This is a genomic window from Streptomyces sp. NPDC002884 (genome assembly GCF_040295245.1).
GTDB lineage: Bacteria > Actinomycetota > Actinomycetes > Streptomycetales > Streptomycetaceae > Streptomyces.
This window is the reverse complement of the sequence record NZ_JBEOVB010000002.1, coordinates 263,978-284,406: the sequence shown is the minus strand read 5'-3', so window position 1 is coordinate 284,406 and position 20,429 is coordinate 263,978. Positions and strand designations below refer to the sequence as shown.

General features: G+C 71.7%; 20 protein-coding genes. 6 read left to right on the top strand and 14 right to left on the bottom strand.

Going from position 1 to position 20,429, the window contains the following annotated elements:
* Window positions 1-60: 60 nt before the first annotated feature.
* A complete protein-coding gene (locus tag ABT070_RS05685) occupies window positions 61-933 on the top strand; it encodes a sugar phosphate isomerase/epimerase family protein (RefSeq protein ID WP_351755127.1) in 873 nt (290 codons plus the stop codon).
* Between the two features lie 100 nt (window positions 934-1,033).
* Here the strand turns inward: ABT070_RS05685 and ABT070_RS05680 are convergent, their stop codons facing one another.
* The 4 genes from ABT070_RS05680 to ABT070_RS05665 are packed head-to-tail and all read right to left on the bottom strand — an operon-like array spanning window position 1,034 to window position 4,187.
* A complete protein-coding gene (locus ABT070_RS05680) occupies window positions 1,034-2,056 on the bottom strand; it encodes a Gfo/Idh/MocA family protein (protein WP_351755124.1) in 1,023 nt (340 codons plus the stop codon).
* The gene (locus ABT070_RS05675; RefSeq protein WP_351755121.1) at window positions 2,053-2,187 is read right to left on the bottom strand and encodes a hypothetical protein; all 135 of its coding nucleotides are present in this window, start codon (window positions 2,185-2,187) and stop codon (window positions 2,053-2,055) included. Before ABT070_RS05675 ends, ABT070_RS05680 begins: the two co-directional genes overlap by 4 nt.
* Window positions 2,188-2,215: 28 nt before the next feature.
* Window positions 2,216-2,992: an SDR family oxidoreductase gene (locus ABT070_RS05670; RefSeq protein ID WP_351755118.1), complete on the bottom strand. Its 777-nt coding sequence runs from the start codon at window positions 2,990-2,992 to the stop codon at window positions 2,216-2,218.
* Window positions 2,993-3,008: 16 nt separating this feature from the next.
* On the bottom strand, window positions 3,009-4,187 hold the full coding sequence (locus ABT070_RS05665) for a phytanoyl-CoA dioxygenase family protein (RefSeq protein ID WP_351755116.1): 1,179 nt from the start codon (window positions 4,185-4,187) through the stop codon (window positions 3,009-3,011).
* A 107-nt stretch (window positions 4,188-4,294) separates the two neighbouring features.
* Here ABT070_RS05665 and ABT070_RS05660 point away from each other — a divergent pair, with 107 nt between their 5' ends.
* On the top strand, window positions 4,295-5,341 hold the full coding sequence (locus ABT070_RS05660; RefSeq protein WP_351755114.1) for a LacI family DNA-binding transcriptional regulator: 1,047 nt from the start codon (window positions 4,295-4,297) through the stop codon (window positions 5,339-5,341).
* Between the two features lie 149 nt (window positions 5,342-5,490).
* Here the strand turns inward: ABT070_RS05660 and ABT070_RS05655 are convergent, their stop codons facing one another.
* A complete protein-coding gene (locus tag ABT070_RS05655; protein WP_351755111.1) occupies window positions 5,491-7,074 on the bottom strand; it encodes an amidohydrolase family protein in 1,584 nt (527 codons plus the stop codon).
* 267 nt (window positions 7,075-7,341) lie between these two features.
* Between ABT070_RS05655 and ABT070_RS05650 the strand changes: the two genes are divergently transcribed.
* Window positions 7,342-7,620, top strand: a complete 279-nt coding sequence (locus tag ABT070_RS05650) for an Atu4866 domain-containing protein (RefSeq protein WP_351755109.1) — start codon at window positions 7,342-7,344, stop codon at window positions 7,618-7,620.
* Window positions 7,621-7,667: 47 nt separating this feature from the next.
* Here ABT070_RS05650 and ABT070_RS05645 read toward each other — a convergent pair whose 3' ends face one another.
* The 6 genes from ABT070_RS05645 to ABT070_RS05620 form a co-directional block, all read right to left on the bottom strand.
* Complete coding sequence (locus tag ABT070_RS05645) at window positions 7,668-8,891, bottom strand: peptidase C39 family protein (RefSeq protein WP_351755106.1); 1,224 nt, start codon at window positions 8,889-8,891, stop codon at window positions 7,668-7,670.
* A 134-nt stretch (window positions 8,892-9,025) separates the two neighbouring features.
* A complete protein-coding gene (locus ABT070_RS05640) occupies window positions 9,026-11,128 on the bottom strand; it encodes an iron ABC transporter permease (protein WP_351755103.1) in 2,103 nt (700 codons plus the stop codon).
* Window positions 11,125-12,189 carry an iron-siderophore ABC transporter substrate-binding protein gene (locus tag ABT070_RS05635; RefSeq protein WP_351755100.1) on the bottom strand — a complete coding sequence of 355 codons (1,065 nt, stop codon included), beginning with the start codon at window positions 12,187-12,189 and terminating at the stop codon, window positions 11,125-11,127. Before ABT070_RS05635 ends, ABT070_RS05640 begins: the two co-directional genes overlap by 4 nt.
* Before the next feature lie 189 nt (window positions 12,190-12,378).
* A complete protein-coding gene (locus ABT070_RS05630; RefSeq protein ID WP_351755098.1) occupies window positions 12,379-13,278 on the bottom strand; it encodes an ABC transporter ATP-binding protein in 900 nt (299 codons plus the stop codon).
* A 166-nt stretch (window positions 13,279-13,444) separates the two neighbouring features.
* Window positions 13,445-14,320 carry a helix-turn-helix domain-containing protein gene (locus ABT070_RS05625; protein WP_451099681.1) on the bottom strand — a complete coding sequence of 292 codons (876 nt, stop codon included), beginning with the start codon at window positions 14,318-14,320 and terminating at the stop codon, window positions 13,445-13,447.
* A gap of 163 nt (window positions 14,321-14,483) precedes the next feature.
* Window positions 14,484-14,849, bottom strand: a complete 366-nt coding sequence (locus ABT070_RS05620) for a hypothetical protein (protein WP_351755095.1) — start codon at window positions 14,847-14,849, stop codon at window positions 14,484-14,486.
* 157 nt (window positions 14,850-15,006) lie between these two features.
* On the opposite strand from ABT070_RS05620, the gene ABT070_RS05615 reads away from it, so the two are divergent.
* The 3 genes from ABT070_RS05615 to ABT070_RS05605 all read left to right on the top strand — a co-directional run bounded on the left by ABT070_RS05615 (window position 15,007) and on the right by ABT070_RS05605 (window position 16,894).
* Window positions 15,007-15,360, top strand: coding sequence for a roadblock/LC7 domain-containing protein (locus tag ABT070_RS05615; RefSeq protein ID WP_351755092.1), 354 nt, complete (start codon window positions 15,007-15,009; stop codon window positions 15,358-15,360).
* On the top strand, window positions 15,357-16,202 hold the full coding sequence (locus ABT070_RS05610; protein WP_351755089.1) for a hypothetical protein: 846 nt from the start codon (window positions 15,357-15,359) through the stop codon (window positions 16,200-16,202). The genes ABT070_RS05615 and ABT070_RS05610 overlap by 4 nt, the downstream gene beginning before the upstream one ends.
* 290 nt (window positions 16,203-16,492) lie before the next feature.
* Window positions 16,493-16,894 carry a roadblock/LC7 domain-containing protein gene (locus ABT070_RS05605; RefSeq protein WP_351755087.1) on the top strand — a complete coding sequence of 134 codons (402 nt, stop codon included), beginning with the start codon at window positions 16,493-16,495 and terminating at the stop codon, window positions 16,892-16,894.
* Between the two features lie 97 nt (window positions 16,895-16,991).
* On the opposite strand, the gene ABT070_RS05600 is transcribed toward ABT070_RS05605, so the two are convergent.
* From ABT070_RS05600 to ABT070_RS05590, 3 genes are read right to left on the bottom strand one after another with little or no spacing between them, the layout of a single operon-like run.
* A complete protein-coding gene (locus tag ABT070_RS05600; RefSeq protein WP_351755085.1) occupies window positions 16,992-17,633 on the bottom strand; it encodes an OsmC family protein in 642 nt (213 codons plus the stop codon).
* 55 nt (window positions 17,634-17,688) lie between these two features.
* Window positions 17,689-19,017 (bottom strand): LLM class flavin-dependent oxidoreductase, encoded by a 1,329-nt coding sequence (locus ABT070_RS05595; protein WP_351755082.1) that lies wholly within the window; start codon window positions 19,015-19,017, stop codon window positions 17,689-17,691.
* A complete protein-coding gene (locus tag ABT070_RS05590; RefSeq protein ID WP_351755079.1) occupies window positions 19,014-20,423 on the bottom strand; it encodes an LLM class flavin-dependent oxidoreductase in 1,410 nt (469 codons plus the stop codon). The genes ABT070_RS05595 and ABT070_RS05590 overlap by 4 nt, the downstream gene beginning before the upstream one ends.
* Between the last annotated feature and the right edge of the window lie 6 nt (window positions 20,424-20,429).

The window sequence follows — 20,429 nt, the reverse complement described above, 5'->3', positions numbered from 1 at the left end:
TTCCGAACACGATAAATCCAGACGCGGGGAATCCAGACGTGAGGAATCCAGGAAACAGAAATGACCGCTGACGAATTTCTGGCCACGTGTTGGACCACCGCGGGCGACGCCGCTCCCGACCGGGAGGAACAGCGCAGTCCGCTGAGCCTGCGGGAACGGGTGGAAGCGGCGCGCGACGCCGGATTCACCGGCTTCGGGCTCCTGTACGGGGACCTGGTGGAGGCCGAGCGCGCGTACGGACTCGCCGGTGTCCGGTCCCTCTTCGAGGACAACGGGATCAGCCACATCGAGTTGGAGCTGCTGACCGACTGGTGGGCCGACGGACCCCGGCGGGCCGCGTCGGACACCGTCCGGGCCGGAATGCTGCGGGCCGTCGAGGTGCTCGGCGCACGCACCTTCAAGATCGGCCCCGACGTTGCGGACGAACCCTGGGACCTCGACGGCTGGGCCGAGGAGTTCGCCACGCTGGCGGCGCAGGCCGAGGGGGTGGGCGCCCGGCTCGGGGTCGAGCCCCTGCCCTGGTCCAACCTGAAGACCGTGCACGACGGACTCCGGCTCGTCGAGGCCGCCGGCCACCCGGCGGGCGGGCTCATCATCGACGTCTGGCACACCGAGCGCGCCCGCACCCCACCCGCCGAACTGGCCGACGTGCCCGGGTCGCGGATCGTGGGCGTGGAGCTCAACGACGCCGACCCCCAGGTGGTCGGCACGCTCTTCGAGGACACCGTCCATCGCCGTCGCCTGTGCGGAGAGGGCTCCTTCGACCTCCCGGGGATCATCACCGCGCTCCGTACGGCCGGCTTCCGCGGGCCCTGGGGCGTGGAGATCCTCTCCGACGCGCACCGCGCGCTGCCGGTGCGGGAGGCCGCGGCGGCGGCGTACCGGAGTGCCGCGGCGCTGCTGAAGCAGGCGGAGCAGAGGTCACAGGGGTGACGAGGACGGGGACGACACCACGGTCGTCCCCGCCACCTCTGCTCTCCTTCGCCGACCGATCTCCTCCGCCGACCGATTTACTCTGCCCGTTCGCTCTTCGTCATGCGGTGGCCGGCAGCACCGTACGCGGCCGTGGCGGGAACCCGGCCGACCGGTAACAGGCGTCGATGAGCCGCATGGTGGTGAGCGCGTCGTCGGCGTCGAGCGCCGACGGTGTGCCGTGCCGCAGGCGGGCGGCGAAGGCCTCGAGCTGGTAGGTGTACGAGGACCGGCGGCCGAGCTCCTCGGTGCGCTCACCGGCGGCGGCCGTACGCACCACGACCCGGTCGTCCAGGTGCGGCTGGACGAAGTTCACCACCGTGGCTTCGCCGCGCGAGCCCACGACCCGGCAGCTCATCTGCCATGTGCCGTGGGCCATGTGGCAGCGGGCGCTGCCCGTGCCGCCGCCCGGGAACTCCAGATCGGCGTCCAGCCACTCGTCGACTCCCGGTGCCCCCGCCCTCTCACCGCCACGTGCGGCGACCAGCCGGGGCGCCCCGCCCGCCCAGGACGCGAGCATGCGCTGGGCGTGCAGGCTGTAGCACCCGAGGTCCATCAGCGCGCCGCCCGCCAGCGGGAGCGACCACCGCACGTCGCTGTCCGGTGGCGCGGGCATGGCGACCATGGTCTCGACGTGCCGTAGGTCGCCCAGCTCCCCGCTGTCCAGCAGCTCGTGCAGACGCCGGGTGACGGGGTGGAACAGGTAGTGGAAGCCTTCCACGAACACCGTGCCCGCCTCGGCGGCGGCCTCGCGGACCTCGGCCGCCTCCGCCGTGTTGCTCGCGGACGGCTTCTCGGTCAGGACGTGCTTGCCGGCCTTCAGGGCGGCCAGGTTCCACGGTCCGTGCAGGCTGTTGGCCAGCGGGTTGTAGACGACCTCGATCTCCGGGTCGGCGACCAGGTCGGCGTAGGAGCCGACCACCCGTTCCACGCCGTGCGCGGCGGCGAACGCCTCGGCCCGGTCCCGGTCGCGGGCGGCCACCGCGACGAGGCGGTGGCCGCCCGCACGGGCCGGCCCGACGATCGACAGCTCGGCGATCCGGGCGGCGCCCAGGACTCCTATGCGCAGGGGCTCGTCGGTCATGCCTCGCGCACCTCTTCGAGTCGTACGGGCCGGTGTTCACGGAAGGACGGGGAGTCCACCGCGTCCGGCCCGGCGAGGGTCCGCGCGCGGAGGCTGCCGATGCGGCCCAGCCCCGTGACGCCTGTACGCATGATCTTGCTCCTTCAGCCCGAGGGCGGCTCAGTCCTGGCCGCCGAAGACGTTCTGGTCCCAGTCGATGACCGAGCCGGTCACCACTCCGCTGCGGCCGGAGAGCAGGAAGACGACGAAGTCGGCGATCTCGTCGACCTGCCCCAGCCTGCCCATCGGCTGCGACCGGGCGGCCCGCTCCCGCCAGTCGTCGCCCGCGTCGTGGAAGGCGCGCTGGGTGGCGTCCTCGCCCTCGGTGTCCGTCCAGCCGATGTTGAGGCCGTTGATCCGGATGCGGTCCCAGCGGTGCGCGTGGGCGGCGTTGCGCGTCAGGCCTGCCAGCCCTGCCTTGGCCGCCGAGTACGCCGCCAGGTGGGGCGGACCGCCGTGCGCGCAGTTGGAGATGATGTTGACGATGGTGCCCGGCGCCTTGCGGGCCGTCATGTCGGCAACCGCCGCCTGCATCGCGAAGAACGGCGCGCGCAGATTGATCGCCATGTGCTGGTCGAACAGTTCCGGCGTGGTGTCGAGCAGCGAGCCGCGCGACGTCAGTCCCGCCGCGTTGACCAGGCAGTCGATGCGCCCGTGCGCAGCGATGGCCTGTACGGCGCTGTCGCGCGCCTGCGCCGGATCGGAGAGGTCCGTCCGCACGAAGCGCGCGCCCGTGTCCGCGGCGAGTTCCTCGCCCACGTCGGCCCGGCGGCCGGTGAAGACGACGCTCGCGCCTTCCCGCACGGCCGCCCGTACGATGCCCGCGCCGACGCCCTGGCTGCCGCCGTTGACGAGGACGACCAGGCCGTCGAGCAGCGGGGTCTGAAGCAGTCCCATGGGTGCGGTGTCCTTTTCAGCTTCGGCGGCGCTCGGCGGCGGCCCGCAGTTCTTGGCGCAGCCGCTGCGGGGCCCAGCCCTCGACGACGGCCTGCCAGACGGTGTCCGCCTGGGAGGGCGGGGCGAGACCGTCGACCGGCGGGTCGAGGTCGAGGTCGGTGGGGAAGGGATACCCCTCGGCGGTGGCCGCGACCACGCGGCGCAGCCAGTCCTGCGACACGCCCTCGGCCTTGCGGCGCAGCAGCACCGGGAACAGCGCGTTCGCCATCGCCTCGCGGTCGACCGTCTCCATGGCGCGGCCGAAGGCGGACGAGATCTGCAGCAGATTGGCCATGCGCCTGATGCCGGCCGAGCGGTTGTGCCCGGCGGCGTGGAAGAGCGCCGGGTTGAAGAAGACCACGTCGCCCTTCTCCAGCGGGAGTTGTACGTGGTGGGTGTCGAAGTACTCGACGAACTGCGGCAGTCGCCAGGCGAGGTAGCCGGGCTCGAACTTCTGCGAGTGCGGCAGATACAGCGTCGGGCCGGACTCGACGGGCATGTCGCAGTGGGCCACCGCGCCCTGGAGGGTCAGCACCGGCGAGAGGCGGTGGACGTGCGCCGGGTAGACGGCGGCCCGCTCCCGGGAGAGGAACCCGAGGTGGTAGTCGCGGTGGACGCTCTGCGCCGCGCCCCCCGGGTTGACCACGTTGACCTGGGAGGTCACCTGGTAGGCGGGGCCGAGCCAGGCCTCGGCGATCAGCTCCAGGATGTCGTTGGCGTAGTAGTCGGCGAACGCCTCCGGCGCCCGTACGGCCACCTTGTCCAGGGCGTTCCAGACGCGGTCGTTCGCGCCGGGTTCGGCGAAGTGGTCGCCGCGGGCCGCACCGGTGGCACGCTCCTCCTCGATCAGCGCGCGGAAGGCCTCGGACGCCGCGTCCACGACGGCCGCCTCGGTGAAGGCGCGCTTGAGGACCACGATGCCGGGCCCGTCCAGCAGGGCCCGGATCACCTCGTCCTGGACGCTCCGCCGGCCCTGTGGGGTGGCCGACAGGAAGCGGAGCCGTTCGCTGTCGTAGAGCGGGACGTTCTGCTCCACCCGCTCGGCCGAGGGATGGTCGGCGAGGTCGGTGCTCTGCTCCACGAGTGAGCGGAACTCTTCGAGATCGCAGTCCGCCTCGGTCAGCCGAGTCCGCGCTCCCGCGGTTGTGGAAGACATCGGGGTCCTTTCGCAGTCCGTGCATTTCTGCCAGTCTTGAGAACCCAAACACATCATTCAATGCTTATCGATACATCAAAAATCCATCATCAGCCTTGGAATCAGTCATGCGACACCCCTACCCGATCAGGGAAATCGCTCGCCAGGCCGGACTGAGCACGGCCACCGTCGACCGCGTCCTCAACGATCGCGGCAACGTGACGGAGAGCACCATCAGGGAGGTGCACGAAGCCATCAAGGACCTGGACCGCCAGCAGAGCCAGGTCCGGCTCGGGGGCCGCACCTTCATGGTCGACATCGTGATGCAGGCCCCGGAGCGGTTCTCCACCGCGGTGCGGGACGCACTCGAAGCCGAACTCCCCTCCCTGCATCCCGCCCTCGTACGCTCGCGCTTCCACTTCCGGGAGGCCTGCCCACCCGAGGAGCTGGCCGGAACCCTGGACAGGATCGCCAAGCGCGGCACGCAGGGTGTGATCCTCAAGGCCCCCGACGAGCCGGAGATCGCGGCCGCGGTCGGCCGGCTGGTCGCGGCCGGCATCCCCGTCGTCACCCTGGTGACCGACCTGCCGCACAGCCCGCGCCTGGCGTACGTCGGCATCGACAACCGCGCGGCCGGCGCCACCGCCGCCTACCTCCTCGGACAGTGGCTGGGCAGGCGGTCGGGCAATGTGCTCACCACCATCAGCCGGGGCTCCTTCCGCGGCGAGGAGGAACGCGAGATGGGCTTCCGCAGCGCCATGCGCCTCGCCGACCCCCGGCGATCCCTGGTGGAGGTCACCGACAGCGACGGCATCGACGCCACCCAGCACGATCTCGTCCTGGACGCGCTCGAACGGGACGAGGACATCATCGCCGTCTACTCCGCGGGCGGGGGCAACCTCGCCACCCTCGACGCCTTCGACGCGCTCGGGCGGGAGTGCGCGGTGTTCATCGCGCACGACCTGGACCACGACAACACCCGTCTGCTGCGCGAGCGCCGCCTGTCCGCGGTCCTCCACCACGACCTGCGCCAGGACATGCGACGTGCCTGCCAGATCGTCATGCGCGCCCACAAGGCCCTCCCCGACGACGGCCCCTCGCTGCCCTCGGCGATCCAGGTGGTCACGCCGTTCAACATGCCACCGGATGCTCCGACCGTGCCCATCGTCGACTGATCCCCCCGTCCCCCCCGGGATCCCAGGGGGGACGGGGGGACGGGGGGACGGGGGATGCGGGTCGGGGGCTGTGAAGGAGGGGGCTGTGGAGGAGGAGGACTGTGCAGGCGGGGGGGCTGTGCAGGCGGGGGGCTGTGCAGGCGGGGTGTTCAGACAGCCGGGGTGTTCAGCACGTACTCGCGCGAGGCGTGCACCTCGGCCCGCAGGGCGGCCAGGTCGACGTCGAGGACGCGTCCGTCCCACTTGCGGGGTTCGCCGTCGATGAGGACGGCGCTGATGTTGCGGGCGTCGGAGCCGAGCACGACGGTGCCGATCGGGTCGTTGAGCGGCATGTTGTTGAGGTCCTCGGCCTGGATGACCAGCAGGTCGGCCTTCTTGCCCGGGGTGAGCGAGCCGGTGACGGCGGCCAGGCCGTTGGTGCGGGCGCCCTGGAGGGTGGCGAAGTCGAGGACGTCGTGGGTGGTGATGCGGGAGGGCTGCTCGTCGGTGCCGTGGGCGGCGTTGACGGCGCGCATCCGCTGGATGGCGTGCAGGGCCCGCATCTGCGTGAACATGTCGCTCGCCAGGGCGACTTCGACGTCGATGCTCAGTCCGGGACGGATACCGACGGCGAGTGCCTCGTCGACGGCGGGGACGGCGGTCTCCAGACCGATCTGCGCGTCGGAGGTGGGGGCGAGCGCCACGGTGGTGCCCGTCTCCCCCATCGCCTTCCAGGCCTCGGAGGTCAGTCCGGTGCAGTGGATGAGCGTGACGTCGGGGCCGAGGACGCCGTCCTTGGCCCAGCGCAGCGCCGCCTCGGAGCCGGACGCGCCGAACACGGCGTCCACGCTCACCCCGATACCCAACTCTGCTGCGGCTCGCGCGAGTTCAGGACCGTAAGCGAGCGCCGGTCCGGCGATCTCGTCGGTGGCCAGGGCCGCCAGGCGCAGCGTCAGCAACTGGTCGTCGCTGCTGAAGTACCGGTCCTTGAGGCGCGCCAGGTCGCCGGGCCACTGGCGGTCCCACGCGCCGAAGTGCGGGCCCATGGAGGCGTGCACGCCGCGGATGCGGGTGTCGACGAGGGCCTCTACGGCGGCGTCGGAGTGCTCGCGGGTACGGGAGTTGTGGGAGAAGTCGAGCATCGTCGTGATGCCGCTGTCGATCGCGGTCAGGGCGGCCAGTCTGGTGCCGATGTACATGTCCTCGGGCCGGTAGACCGTCGCGTAGCCGGCCAGGGTGGCCGTGACGTACCCGCCGAGGTCGTCGACGTCCGGCATGATCCTGCGCAACTGGGTTTCCCAGGCGTGCCGGTGGGTGTCGACGAAGCCGGGGGCGAGGATCGTGCCGGCGGCGTCGACGACCACGGCGTCGCCCGCGTCGAGGTCGCGGCCGACGGCCTTGATCGTGTCGCCCTCGACGAGCAGGTCGCCGGCGACGACGCCGAGGTCGGGGTCCATGGTGACGACGGTCGCGCCGGTGAACAGGATGCGCCGCCGGTCGGCGGGCCGACGCCGGAGCTCTTCGAGGACGGCGGCGCCGGTGGTGTCGTTGACAGAACGCCCCGCGTCGTTCGCGAGGATCTGGTCGGGGGCTTCGGCGTTCCAGCCCACGGTGCCGGTGATTCCGGTAGTGCGGGCGGTTCCTGTGGTGCGGGCAGTACCTGTGGTGCGGGCAGTACCTGTGGTGCCGGTGGTATCGATGGTGCAGGGAGTGCCGAGAGTGCCGGTGGTGCAGGGAGTGCCGGTGGTGCTCATGCGCATGCTCCTCGATGGAGTCGCCGGTCGCCTCATCCGTGTCCCCCTGCGTGACATCAGCGCAGGTGCGGGTCCGAGGCGAGGGTTCGGTGGCTTCGGCAGCCACGACGGCTGCCCGACCACCAGGCTCGTCGTACGGCGAAGCCGGAACCAGGCCGCCTTGTCCCCAGGTGTCGGGCACCCACCTGTCGCTCGCCAGGCTGGGTGCGCGGCACCCAGGAAGACGGCGGCCTGGCCGGCACCGGTCGCCGGGGCGATCGTAGAGCCATGACCAGCAACGACACGCCCCGCGATCCTCACCCGTACGTCGGGATGTGGGTGACCGCGGACGGCTTCATCCGTCAGGAGCTGCTGCCGAACGGCCGCTACGACGAAGCCCGCGGCAGCCGCCGCAGCGCCTACACCGGCCGCTACACCGTCACCGGCGACCACCTCGACTACGTCGACGACACCGGCTTCACCGCCACCGGCGACGTCCGCGACGGCGTCCTCTTCCACGAGCACCTGGTCCTCCACCGCGAGGGCGACGAGCCCACCCGGCGGTGAGTCCGGGGGGCGGCCTTCCCGTGCCCGGCCGCGCGCTCGACGACCGCCTACCGGCCCTGGCGGTGAACGTGCTCCCCCGGGACCGCTGTACTCGACACGTCGGCGGGCGAGGGCGATGACGAGGAGTCGGACTCGACGCGCTGCCGCGGGCGGCCGATGGCCACGGCGCCGCGGAAGTCGTCCGTCGCGTCCGACGACATGGTCGACATGGTCGACATCGTGTCGAGCGACAGGTCGGGGACGGGCAGCAGGTGGGCGTCGACCCAGGTGTCCCCCGCGACCGCGTGGGCCCACGGGTCCTCGATGACGACGGCGCCGGGTACGGCGCCGTGGCAGAGCACCCAGTGCGGTACGTCGAAGCCCTGCATCCCGGCGAGCGAGATGAGGAGCAGCACGTGCTCCTGCCGGCCGATCGCGCTCCGGATCGCGGTCAGGGAGAGACGGTCCGGGTCGATCGGGACGCCGATCCGTCCGGCCTCCGTACGGGACGCGCGTTGGAGCAGGGCACGCCACTCCTGCTCGTTCTCCGGGTGGTGGTCGAGCAGGACGGGCCGGTCCGCGTCGAGGTGGACAGTAACGGGGGACGACGGCCACGCTCGGCGTACGGCGACGCCCAGTCCGACCGGCTCGCACGCCGGGAAGTTGGTCGCGTCGCGCCACAGCGTCAGTTCCGCCTGGCGGTCGAGTGTCTCCGGCGGCAGCGTCCCCGCGTGTGCCTGCGCGAGCAGGGCGGTGACGGCACCGCACGTGAAGTGCGTGGTCTGTCCGTAGTACGGGGGCTCGGAGACCGATGCGTCGTGCAGCCAGCGAACGTAACCGGTGTCTGGCCCTGCCGCGTGCTGCGTCGGCGTGAGCGGAGGACGCAGCGGGGTGAAGCCCGCGGCGGCGGCGTCCTCCGGACTCGCCGTCCATCCTTCCCACTTGACCTGCGCGAGCCCCCGGCGGCGCGCATGGGCGACGACGGCCCGGACGGCTGCCGGTACGTCGCCGACGGCGTCGACGATCTTCAGGTAGGCCGTGTCGGGGCGGGCGGTCACGAGCGCGGCGGCGATCCGGTCCGTGCCGTCGTCACCCGGAACGGCCACGATGTGGGGGGCGTGGGCGGAGCGGTCGACCGTGTGCCAGCGCTCCGGCACCTGGAGGTGTCCGAGCTTCCTCAGCGTGGTCGGCGCCGCCTCGGGCTCGAACGGGACGACGACGCTCCGCACAGGCGTCTCCTGCTGTTGCTGTTGCTGTTGCTGTTCCTGTTCGTGTTGCTGCTGAGGCGGCATTCCGGTGTTCCTGGTGTTCGGAGGGGCGAGGGATCAGGACGGGGCTTCGCCCGCAGGCCCTGGCTGCGCTGCGCTGCGCGGCCCCGGGGCCGGTGGTGCGCCGGGCGGCGCGGGCGCGGCGCCGTGCGGCGGCGTCATGCGCGGGACTGCCGGAGCACCCAGATGAAGTACGGGCCGCCGACCAGGGCGATCATGAGGCCCGCGGGCACCTGGGCGGGGGCGACGAGTGTGCGGCCGAGGGCGTCGGCCACACAGACCAGCAGTCCGCCGAGCAGCATCGAGACCGGGATCGCGCGGCCGTGCCGGGCGCCCACCAGCGACCGGGCGAGGTGCGGGGCGACAAGCCCCACGAACCCGACGACGCCCACGGCGATCACGCTGAGCGCGGCGAGCACCGCGGCGATCGTCAGTGCGGCGAAGCGTGCGCGTACCGGCCTGACGCCGACTGTGCGCGGGGTGTCCTCGTCGACGGCCAGCAGGTCGAGTTGGCCGCGCATGGCGAGCAGCACGGGGAGCGCGAGCGCCAGGGCCACCGCGACCGGTACGACGTCGGGCAGCGTGCGCCCGTAGGTCGTGCCGGACAGCCAGGTGAAGATCCGGGGCGTGTTGTACGGGTCGGCACGCAGCAGCAGGAAGGTGGTGACGGAGCTGAGGCCGTACCCGCAGCCGATGCCGATCAGTACGAACCGGTCGGGCAGGAAGCCGCCGCGCCAGGACAGCAGGGCGATCACCGCGAACGTGGCGAGCCCCGTCGCGACCGCGGCCGCGATGAGCAGCGGCCGTCCGCCGGACAGGCCCGACGTGACGACGCCCGCCGCACCCAGCCCCGCGCCCGCCGTGATGCCGAGTACACCCGGCTCGGCCAGCGGGTTGCGTACCGCGCTCTGCACGACGCATCCGGCCAGTCCCAGGGCCGCGCCGGCGAGAATCGCGGCGATGACGCGCGGGACCCGGTCGTCGAGCGCCTGACCGATCAGGTCGGGGGCGGCGCCCCGGGCCCAGAGCGCGAGGTCTCCCGTCCGCAGCCAGAGGCTGCCCGCCAGGACCGCCACGAGAGCCGCCCCGGCCAGGAGTGTCACCGCGCCGAGCACGACGAGGAGGAACGCGCGGCGCGACCGTACCGCGACCCGTGCGTGCGGTGGTTGCCGGAGCCCGCCCGTGTCGCGGAGGCGGAGCGCGAGCACCACGATCACGACGGAGCCGAGCAGCGCGGTCGGCACCCCGGTGGGAATGGAGGCGGCCCCGTCCGCGCCCTGCACCGCACGCAGCGACGCGTCCGCGAGCAGGATGAGCAGCGCGCCGAACAGCCCGGCCGCGGGCACCAGGAGGAGGTGCCGGCGCAGTGCCCGGACCCGTCCCGCGACCAGGCGTGCCAGGACGGGGGCGCCGAGGCCGACGAAGCCGATCGGGCCCGCGAGTGTCAGCGCCGTGCCGGTCAGGAGCACCGCGCAGATCACGGCGGCCACGCGGGTGCTCCGGATCGGCACGCCGAGGGTGGACGCGGCGTCGTCGCCGAGGCTCATCACGTCCAGCCTCCGGGACAGCGCCAGGGCGACACACAGCACCACGGCCACCAGGGGGAAGGCGCGGATCGACGCGTCGATGTTCAGTTGTGCGAGTGAACCGCTCCCCCAGGCGAAGAGCCCGGTCGTGTTCTGCTTGAACAGGATGAGGAGCATCGCGGTCGCCGCGTCCAGGGCCATCGCCGTCGCCGATCCGGCGAGGATGAGACGGGTGCCCGTGGTGCCCGCGGCCCGGCCTGCGAGAAGCAGCACGAGCGCCGCCGCCGCGAGGCCGCCGGCGAAGGCGACCGCGCCCGACGCCCAGAACGGGACGGAGAGACCGAAGGCCGCGACGAGCGAGAGCGTGAAGTAGGCCCCGGACGTGACCGCGAGGGTGTCGGGGGAGGCGAGTGCGTTGTGCGTGACGGACTGGAGCAGCGCGCCGGCGGAGCCGAGGGCGAAGCCCACCGCCACGCCCGCGAGCAGGCGCGGCAGGCGCGAGCCGGTGAGGATCTCGCCGACCGGTGCCCCGCCGGTGTTCTCCCGCTCCCCGGCGAGGTACCGCACCAGGTCGCCGAAGCCGACGCCCGACGTCCCCTGCGTCAGGTGCCACATGCCCACGAGGACGGTCACGACGAGAAGGAGCCCGAGGACGGCCACCCCGGTGGGAGCGCCGCCGTGTTCGGTGCGCGGCAGCGCTTCCCCTCGGGGCGCCGATGTCTGCGCTGTGCTCACTTCTTGTCGAGTACGTCGACGTAGGCGTCGATCGCCTGCGCGCAGGAGCGCGGACCGCCGGCGCCCCACACCCGCGCCGGGAACGCGTGCGCACGGCCTTCCTTCACGGCCGGCATGCTCTTCCAGAGCGGGTTCTTCTCCAGTGCGGCGACGTACCCGCCGGCCCCTTCGTCGTTGGCGTAGAAGAGATTGGCGTTGCCCACCGAGGTGAGTCCCTCGACGTCGGTCTGCGCGAGACCGTAGGAGGGATCGACGCCCCCGTCGCCGTGGGCCTTGTTGACGTCGTCGGTCCACACGGGGTTCATGCCGAGCTCCTCGCCTATCTCGGTGAACAGGGCGCCCTTGCTGTAGGGGCGGACGGTGAGGTTGCCGCCCTCCAGCCATCCGTCGAAGAACAGGAAGTCCTTCGTCGGCAGATCGGCGTCGGTGACCTGCTTCTTCGCCGTCGCGAGGTGCGCGTCGAACTCCTTGAGCACCTGGTCGGCGCGCTCGGTGCGCCCCGTCGCCTCCCCGATCATGCTGAACACCTCTCGCATGTTCCCGATCGGGTCCTTCGGGTTCGCCCCCCGCGTGGCCATCACGGGGACGCCCCGCTTCTCCAGCTTCACGAGCGTCTCGTCGTCGGCGTCGAACGCCTCCACGACGATGAGGTCGGGCTTCGCCGCGTAGAGGGTGTCGAGGTCGGGCTCCTCACGGGTACCGATGTCGGTCACCCCGCCGGGCAGCTTCTCGGCGCTGACCCAGGTGCTGTATCCCTTCGCGTCGGAGACCGCGGTGGGGGTGACGCACAGGGTCAGCGCGTCCTCGACCTGCTGCCATTCCAGGACCGCGATCCGTTGGGCGGGCTTGTCGAGCTTCACCTGCCGGCCGACACCGTCCTTGAAGGAGACGGGCTTCGTCGAGGTGGTCGTGGTGTCCTGGGCGCAGCTCTCCGAGGCGGGCGACGCGGCGGCACTGCTGCCGGCCGCGGCCTTGTCGACGTCGGTCGTGCCGCAGGCCGTTGCGGCGAGGGCGATGAGCCCCGCGGAGGCTGACGCCGCCAGGCGACGGGCACGGTTCATGAACGATCCTCTTTCTTGCGATGTGTTGCGATGCGATGGATGTGTTGTGACGCGTTGCCGCGGCGGATGTGCCGCTTCAGGGGGTGCCGCCCGAGCCGTCGGGCGGGGTGTCTCCCGAGCGGTCAGGGGGTGCCGCCCGAGCCGTCGGGCGGGATGTCTCTCGACCGGTCAGGGGTGCCGCCCTAGCGGTCAGGCGGGGTGTCGCCCGAGCGGGTCGATTCGGAGACGGCCCGAGCGCGGGTCGACCCCGACCTCGACGCGGATGTCGTAGACCTCGCCGATGTTCTGCGCGGTGAGGACGTCGGCCGGTCTGCCCGCCGCGTGCACGCGGCCGGAGCGCATCAGGACCAGCGTGTCCGCGACGCGGGACGCCTGGTCGAGGTCGTGCAGCACGATCCCGACCGCGACGCCGTGCTCCTCGACGAGATCGCGCACCAGGTCGAGCGTCTCGATCTGGTAGCGCAGGTCCAGATGGTTGGTCGGTTCGTCCAGCAGTACGACGCCGGTGTCCTGGGCCAGGCAGGCCGCGAGCCAGACTCGCTGCATCTCCCCGCCGGAGAGTTCCCCGACCGGCCGGCCGGCCATGTCCCGTACGCCGGTGACGCCCATGGCGTGGTCGACGGCGCTGCGGTCCTCGGCGGTCGGTCCGGCGAAGCCGCGCCGGTACGGGTGGCGTCCGAACGCGACGACCTCCGCGACCGTCAGCCCTTGGGGCGCGGGCCTCGACTGGGAGAACAGTGTGACCTCGCGGGCGAACCGACGGGCGCTGAGCAGGGCCGCGTCCCGCTCGTGCGGTCCGCCGGGGGCGCCGAGCGTCACCCGGCCGCCGTCCACCCGGTGCAGCCTCGAGAGAGCGCGCAGCAGCGTGGACTTCCCGCTGCCGTTCGGTCCCACCAGGGCGGTCGCGCGGCCGGGTTGCAGGGTCAGCGAGACGCCGTGGACGACCGGCGTGCCGCCGTACCGCAGGAGCAGGTCGTGCCCGTTGAGGGCGGCCACCGGCTCGGCGTGGCCGGTGGCCGGGTCGGTGGCGGTGGCGGTGGCGGGGTCGGACGAGGGGGGACCGGCGCGCCGGAAGGGGCTTGTGAACATGGGTGGGTCCGGACGCTCGGAGGGGCAGGGGCTGCGGCACCCTCCGCCCGCCTTGCGCCGGCCGGGCAGCGGACTCTCCCACGCACGGAAGGCTCCGCTCGCGGCGAGCAACAACTAAGGGTTGCCTAACTCCGAGAAGCGTATGTTCCGCTTGTCATGTCGGCAATCAGGAGTTCCGGACAGGCGATACGGGATTCCGGACACCCTCGGGGGCGCTGTCGGCGGCGTCGAAGAAGGCGCCCGGCGTGGTTCCCATGACGCGCCGGAAGGCGGCGATGAAGGTGCTGGGCTGCGTGTAGCCGAGCGTCTCGGAGACGGTCGCCACGTCGGCACCCTCGGAGAGGAGCGTCAGCGCCCGATGCGCGCGCAGCACCTGCCGCCACTGCGCGAAGGACAGGCCCGTCGCCCGGCGGAACGCGCGGGTGATCGTGCGGTCGCTGATCCCCAGCCACCGCGCCCAGTCCTCCAGCGAGCGGCAGTCGGCGGGATCGTCCAGCAGGGCCTCGGCGATCGCGTCGATCCGGGCGTCTCCGGGCAGCTGCAACGCGAGTTCGCGTTGCGACGGCTCGAGCACGTCGAACACGACCGACTCCGCCCGCGCCCTGGCCGCCGCGTCGAGATCCGTGCGGGACAGATGGGTCAGCAGCGACTCCAGCAACGGTGTCATCGCGATCGCCCTGGGCCCCTCGAAGGCGAACGGCGCGCGGTCGGGGGCGAAGAAGGCCTCGTAGAACTTCGCGCCCGCCGTCGCCCGGCCGCCGTGCACCACTCCGGCGGGCATCCACAGCCCGTGCCCCTCGGACACCGTGAAGACGCGGTCCTCCACCCGGGACGTCAGCGTCCCCCCGCGCACCCAGACGAGCTCGTGCAGGGGATGTGCGTGCGGCGTCCACTCCGTGGGGACGCGGGGGATCTGCAACCCGGCGATGATGGCGAAAGGGCCTGTCACCTGCTCCGGGAACGGCGCGACCCGGCGCACCACGGTGCCCGGCTCGCGCCGCCACATCCCGGGGCTCGCATCGCGACGGGACGATCGGACCATGCGCGGGAGTCTATCCGGGGCCCGCACCGGCCCCGGGAGGGGTGTGCCGACCGGGCTGCCCACGCCGTACCCGAAAGAGCCACCTCGAACCATGGCCCGGGAGGGAGGGAGGAGGGGAGGGCACGAGGGTGGGCAGGTGGGCGGGCAGGAGGGCGGGCGGGCCTCAGACCTGCAACTCGCGCTCGATGCCCCTGAGGGCGTGCCGCGCGAGGGCGAGGTTGGCCCGTTCCCGGTCGAGGGCGAGGTACAGGAAAAGAGATCCGGCGTTGTCGGCCATGGGCCTGATCAGGTGATACTGCTTGCCGAGAGTGATGAGGATGTCCTCGACGGTGTCGTCCATGCCCAGTGTCGCGAGCGCGCGCTTCTTGGCCCGCACGACGTCGGTGTTGCTGGCGGCGGCGATCTCCAGGTCGAGCCCGTGCCCTCCGCCGAGCATGCCGAGCGGCATTCCGCTCTCGTAGTCGACGAGGGCTACACCGATGGCGCCGTCGATGGCCATGGCTTCCTTGAGTGCGGTCTCGATGTTCATGCCTCAGCCCTTCGCGCCACACACGGTCGCCACCGATGACTGATCAGAACTCGTCAAAGTAGACGCCCTGTTGCTCATGTTGACCACTAAAATACTGTGATTCCATAAACTACTGTGCTTCTTGTCGCCTTGTGAAGACTTGATCGAAGGGGTGCGGGTGTCCGAGCTGCATGCTTCTCTGTCCCAATTGCGTGAAGGGCCAGGAGTCTCCGGCGTCGCCTTGGTCGACGCGGTCACCGGGCTGGTCTACGACCAGGTCGGTACCCCGCGGACCGACGGCGTCGAATGCAGCGAACTGGCCGATCTCGTCGGCACCGGACTGCATGCGGCCGGCGGCCAGGGCGAGCTGGAGAGCATCGTCGTCACCACGGCGAGCCACCACCTCGTCACACGAGTTCTTCCGGAACGGACGGACCCGCTTCTGCTGTGCGTCACACTCGATCGCGAGCGGGCCAACCTCGCCCTGGTGTCGCACCGGTTGAATGCCTTCACCACAGGAGCGTCCGCATGAGCGCGGGTTCCGCCGAGCCCCGCAACCTGTCGGCGTTCCTGACCCGCCTTCAGAGCGAGGCGTACACGGGCTCGGTGCTGGTGTCGGGCTCACCCGGCGGCACCATCCATGTACGGAAGGGCCTGGTCGTCGCCGTCGAGACGCCGGGGTCACCCTCCCCCGAACAGATGCTGCTCAAGTCCGGCCGGCTCGACGAAGCGTCCTGGACCGCTGCCGCCGCCGCATCCGCGGCGCAAGCGCCGTTCGACCCGTCGGCGGCCACGCCCGAGGACTCCCTCGCGCAAGAGCTGGTCCGTCGCGGCCTGGTGGGCGCCATAGAACTCCAGGTCCTCTGCACGGCAGCGTTGTTCGACGGCGCGTTCGCCCTGTCGGTGAACACTCCCGACACCTGGGAGAAGTCGGAGGCCAGGCCGATCGCTCTCACCGCCATCGCGACGGAACCCGCTCGTCTCGCCGCGGAAACGAGCCGCCGGATCGCCCAGCTGACCCGGATGTGGCGCACCCCCCGCGAGATCAGCCGGGCGAGGATCCGGCCGGGGAACACCGCTGTCGGAAGGATCCGCCCCCGGCACACCGCACTGCTGAAGGCCGTCAACGGCCGCCGCACGGCACGCGACATGGCCTTCGCCCTGGGGCGTGGGCTCTACCCGGTCATGGTCGATCTGGCGAGCCTGCACGCGCTCGGCCTCGTGGACCACGACACCGTCGCCGTGCCGGCCCGGCCGAGCACCGCACCACGCACACCTGAGGCGAAGAAACACATGCCCGCACAGCCGACCGCCACCGCACTGCCCAAGCGTGCCCCCGGCACACATCGTCCGCAGACCTCGAACACGCCTTGAACCGGCGCAAGCGGAGAAGATCCCGCCGACGGCTCCTCGCACTGGCCCGCTCGATGAGAACGATCCCGCGGACAGCGCCGACGCCCGCCCCACGGACGGCACCGGATCCCGCCCCGCTCCCCACGCGGCGGCGGGGAGCCTCGTCCCTTCTGCGCCCGCCGCCCGACCTCCGCGCGGACCAGCCCGGCATCGACGTCCTGCGCCGTGTCCGCAGTGAGCTGAGGAAACTCGACTGACCGACCGGCAGACCGCGCTCAGCCATCCCGTTCTCCGAGGAATTCAAGGAACCCATGCACGACACACGGACATCCGAACCCATCGTCAAGGTCCTGAACTCGCTGCGCAACCAGGTCACGGGCGTGAGTGAGAGCGTCGTCTCGACCGCGGACGGCCTACTGGTCGCCTCGGACACGGAGGCCGCCCAGCCCGAGTCCATCGCCGCTCTGGCGGCAGCCGCCCTCAGTCTCGGCAGGCGCATGGCGCAGGAGACCGACACCGGCGTACTCCGCGAGGTCGTCACCCGTTCCGCCGAGGGGCACGTGGTGCTGCTGGCTGTGGGCGACCGCGCCATCTTGACGATCATCGGCGACAGCGGCCTGGACTTCACCGCTCTGCACCGCGACGTGCCCGCGACGCTCGACCGACTGGCCAGGATCCTCGCCGAAGACGGCGCGGAGAACGCCACGGAGTAGCCGCCGGTCACGGGACGGCCTTCACCGAACCGGTCCGGACGCTGGGCAGGGACGCGCCACGCACCACGTCACCGCCCCGCGCCCGGGCCCCGGGCCGTCAGATCTCCTCCGGGCTGCCGGTCAGCACGACGCGGCCGGTGATGGACTGCGGGTTGATCAGGAGGTTGTAGATCGGGCACTTCTGCTCGACCGTCTCGTGCAGCTCACGGATGCGGTCCTTGTCCGCCGGCGAGGTGACGTGCACGGTGTAGCTGATGTTGTGCGGGTAGATCGGCACCTGCTCGAAGCCCGGCTGTCCGGCTCGCGGGTCCTGGTCGGCCTGGACCTCGACCTCCAGGGAGTCCAGCGGGATCCGCAGGTCGGCGGCCTGGATGAGGAAGATGTGGGTGAGGCAGCTGGACAGCACGCCGAGCTGGATCTCCGGGGAGGCGGGCCCGAGGTCGTAGCCGGCGAAGTCGAGCGGCGAGTCGCTGATGATCTGGTGCCGGCGGATGCTGATGCGTCGTACGCCGCTGCGTTCCTCGGCCGTGGTGCGGGCCCGCAACCGGTGCGGCTCGGTGAGCGGGGCGGTGCGCTGGGCCTCCCGTTTGGCGAGCAGGGCGGCCCGTTTGACCTCCAGGTACTCGCGCAGCCCCGGCTGCGGGTCGGGGGCGGTGCCGAGCAACGGCTGCTCCGGCTCTCCGGTGTCGGTACCGGTCGCTGCCGTGGTGTTCCTGCGCGCGGCTGTGGTGGTGGCCATGTCGATGACTCCTGTGGTTCAGGTTCAGGTTCCGGGGTGCGGGGTCGGGCGGTTCTCAGCCGTGCCGTGGCGGCCGTGGCAGGCCGAGGTGGTCGCGCAGGGTGGTGCCCGTGTAGTGGGTGCGGAAGAGGCCTCGGCGGCGCAGTTCGGGCACGACCAGCTCGGCGAAGTCGGTGAGGGTGCCGGGCAGATACGGGAAGACCACGTTGAAGCCGTCGGCGGCGCGGCCGTGGAACCACTCCTCGATGTGGTCGGCGATCTGCTGCGGGGTGCCCGTGATGGTCCGGTCGTCGTTCGCGAAGCGCCGGACGAGGTCGCGGATGGTGAGGTTGTCGCGGCGCGCCTCCGCGTAGATCTGCCGCTGGGCGGTGTGCGACTGGTTGGAGACCGGGAGGTCGGGCAGCGGACCGTCCAGGGGATGGGCGCTGAGGTCGAAACCGCCGAGCCAGTACGAGAGGTCGGCGAGGGCGACCTGCGGAGGCAGGAGCCGGGTGAGGCGGGCAAGCTTGTCGCGGGCCTCGGATTCGGTGGGGGCGGTGATGACGGACAGGGCGGGCAGCACCTTGAGATGGTCCGGGTCGCGGCCGTGGGCGGCGGCCCGTTCCTTGATGTCGGCGTAGAACTCCTGTGCCTGGGTCAGGTCCTTGATGCCGGAGAAGATCACCTCGGCGATCCGTGACGCCAGGTTCCTGCCCGCCTCGGAGGCGCCCGCCTGCACGATGACCGGGCGTCCCTGCGGAGGGCGGGCGATGTTGAGGGGTCCGGCGACCTTGAGGTGCTTGCCCTCGTGGTGGAGCGCGTGCAGCTTGGCCGGGTCGAAGTAGACGCCGCTCGTCTTGTCGTGGCGGAACGCGTCGTCCTCGAAGGAGTCCCACAGGCCCGCCACCACGTCGTAGAACTCCTCGGCGCGGTCGTAGCGGGTGGCGTGGTCGAGGTGGGCGTCCAGACCGAAGTTCCGCGCCTCGCCGTCGTTGAGGGAGGTGACGACGTTCCAGCCGGCCCGGCCGGCGGAGATGTGGTCGATCGAGGCGAAGGAACGGGCCACGTGGTAGGGCTCGTTGTAGCTGGTCGAGGCGGTGGCGATCAGACCGATCCGGGAGGTGCCGGCGGCCAGGGCGGCCAGCAGTGTGGTCGGTTCGAAGGAGTCGTTGACGACGCTGACCCTGCTGAGCACGTCCTGGCTCGCGAACGGCACGCCGACGAGGTCCGCGAGGAACACCGCGTCGAAGGTGGCGCGTTCGGCGATCCGGGCGAAGGAGAGCACCTCCCGGATGTTCACGCCCGCGTCGGCGGCGGTGTCCGGGTGGCGCCAGGCGGCCAGGTACTCCCCCGGCGGCTTGAGGAAGGCGTTCAGGTGGAGCTGGTCGGTGCGGCGAGAGCTCATCGTCCGGTCTCCTGGAGGTGTCGCGCGGAGACGGCCGGGCGCGGCAGGCCGAGGTTCTCGCGCAGGGTGGCGCCCTCGTACTCGGTGCGCAGCAGGCCGCGTCGCTGGAGCAGCGGCACGACGTGGTCCACGAAGTCCTCGGCCGGGCCGGGCAGATAGGGGAAGGAGATGTTGAAGCCGTCGGCGGCGCGCTCGTGGAACCAGGTCTCGATGTGGTCGGCGATCTGTTCGGGCGTTCCCGCGACGGCGGAGTCCACGGCGAAGCGCCGGGCCAGTTGACGGATCGTCAGCTCGTCGTCGTGGGCGAGCTTCAGGAGCAGGTCGCGCCGGGACTTGCTGCGGTTGCTGTCGGGGATGTCGGGCAGCGGGCCGTCCAACGGGTGGTCGCTCAGGTCGAGATCGCCGATGTTGTCCTGGACGAGACGGCGGGCGACGTCGTCGTGGATGAGGTCCTGGAGTTCGGCGAGCCGCCGCCGCGCGTCCGCCTCGGTGGCCGCGACGAGCGGGGTGAGGCCCGGCCAGACCAGGACGTGGGCCGGGTCTCGGCCGTGCCCGGCGGCGCGCGCCTTGATGTCCGCGTAGAACTCCTGGGCGGCGCCCAGCTCGTACTGCGTGGTGAACAGGACCTCCCCGTGCCGGGCGGCGAACTCCCGTCCCGTCGCCGAGGATCCCGCCTGGAAGACGACGGGATGGCCCTGCGGCGGCCGCGAGATGTTCAGCGGTCCCCGTACGGTGAAGTGCTCGCCCTCGTGGTGCGCGGGGCGCAGGCCAGCGGGGTCGTAGTAGCGGCCCGTCGCCTTGTCCCGGACCGGCGCGTCGTCGTCGAAGCTGTCCCAGAGCGCCTTGACGACCTGGACGAACTCGTCGGCGCGGCGGTAGCGCAGCTCGTGCTCGAGGTGGCTGTCACGGCCGAAGTTGGCCGCCTCCAGCGGGACGACGGAGGTGACGACGTTCCAGCCGGCGCGGCCGGACGAGATGTGGTCGAGGGAGGCGAACTTGCGGGCGATGTGGAACGGGTGGTTGTAGGTGGTGGTCGCCGTCGCCGCGAGGCCGATGTGGTCGGTGACCAGGGCCAGCGCGGCCAGCAGCGTGAGCGGCTCGAAGTGCTCGGCGCGTCCCGTACGGGACAGGGAGTCGAGCTGATGGCCCCGGACGGCGACGACGTCGGCGACGAACAGCGCGTCGAAGCGCCCGCGTTCGAGGGTGCGGGCGAGGTCGGCGTGGAAGGAGAAGTCCAGTTGGCCGTCGGGGCGCGCGTCCGGGTGGCGCCATCCGGCGATATGGCCGCCGGAGCCCTGCACCAGGGCCCCCAGGGTGAGTCGGCGTGCGGTCTCGGCGGTCTGTGCGGTCCGTTCGGTCTGTGCGGTCTGTGCGGTCTGTGCGGTCCGTGCGGTCTGTGCGGTCATGTGAGT

Coding starts and splice junctions, on each gene's coding strand:
- ABT070_RS05635 (WP_351755100.1), bottom strand. CDS start 12,189: ATGAACCGTGCCCGTCGCCTGGCGGCGTCAGCCTCCGCGGGGCTCATC.
- ABT070_RS05645 (WP_351755106.1), bottom strand. CDS start 8,891: ATGCCGCCTCAGCAGCAACACGAACAGGAACAGCAACAGCAACAGCAA.
- ABT070_RS05655 (WP_351755111.1), bottom strand. CDS start 7,074: ATGAGCACCACCGGCACTCCCTGCACCACCGGCACTCTCGGCACTCCC.
- ABT070_RS05665 (WP_351755116.1), bottom strand. CDS start 4,187: ATGTCTTCCACAACCGCGGGAGCGCGGACTCGGCTGACCGAGGCGGAC.
- ABT070_RS05595 (WP_351755082.1), bottom strand. CDS start 19,017: ATGAGCTCTCGCCGCACCGACCAGCTCCACCTGAACGCCTTCCTCAAG.
- ABT070_RS05675 (WP_351755121.1), bottom strand. CDS start 2,187: ATGCGTACAGGCGTCACGGGGCTGGGCCGCATCGGCAGCCTCCGCGCG.
- ABT070_RS05625 (WP_451099681.1), bottom strand. CDS start 14,320: ATGGTCCGATCGTCCCGTCGCGATGCGAGCCCCGGGATGTGGCGGCGC.
- ABT070_RS05685 (WP_351755127.1), top strand. CDS start 61: ATGACCGCTGACGAATTTCTGGCCACGTGTTGGACCACCGCGGGCGAC.
- ABT070_RS05610 (WP_351755089.1), top strand. CDS start 15,357: ATGAGCGCGGGTTCCGCCGAGCCCCGCAACCTGTCGGCGTTCCTGACC.
- ABT070_RS05660 (WP_351755114.1), top strand. CDS start 4,295: ATGCGACACCCCTACCCGATCAGGGAAATCGCTCGCCAGGCCGGACTG.
- ABT070_RS05650 (WP_351755109.1), top strand. CDS start 7,342: ATGACCAGCAACGACACGCCCCGCGATCCTCACCCGTACGTCGGGATG.
- ABT070_RS05680 (WP_351755124.1), bottom strand. CDS start 2,056: ATGACCGACGAGCCCCTGCGCATAGGAGTCCTGGGCGCCGCCCGGATC.
- ABT070_RS05605 (WP_351755087.1), top strand. CDS start 16,493: ATGCACGACACACGGACATCCGAACCCATCGTCAAGGTCCTGAACTCG.
- ABT070_RS05590 (WP_351755079.1), bottom strand. CDS start 20,423: ATGACCGCACAGACCGCACGGACCGCACAGACCGCACAGACCGCACAG.
- ABT070_RS05630 (WP_351755098.1), bottom strand. CDS start 13,278: ATGTTCACAAGCCCCTTCCGGCGCGCCGGTCCCCCCTCGTCCGACCCC.
- ABT070_RS05620 (WP_351755095.1), bottom strand. CDS start 14,849: ATGAACATCGAGACCGCACTCAAGGAAGCCATGGCCATCGACGGCGCC.
- ABT070_RS05600 (WP_351755085.1), bottom strand. CDS start 17,633: ATGGCCACCACCACAGCCGCGCGCAGGAACACCACGGCAGCGACCGGT.
- ABT070_RS05670 (WP_351755118.1), bottom strand. CDS start 2,992: ATGGGACTGCTTCAGACCCCGCTGCTCGACGGCCTGGTCGTCCTCGTC.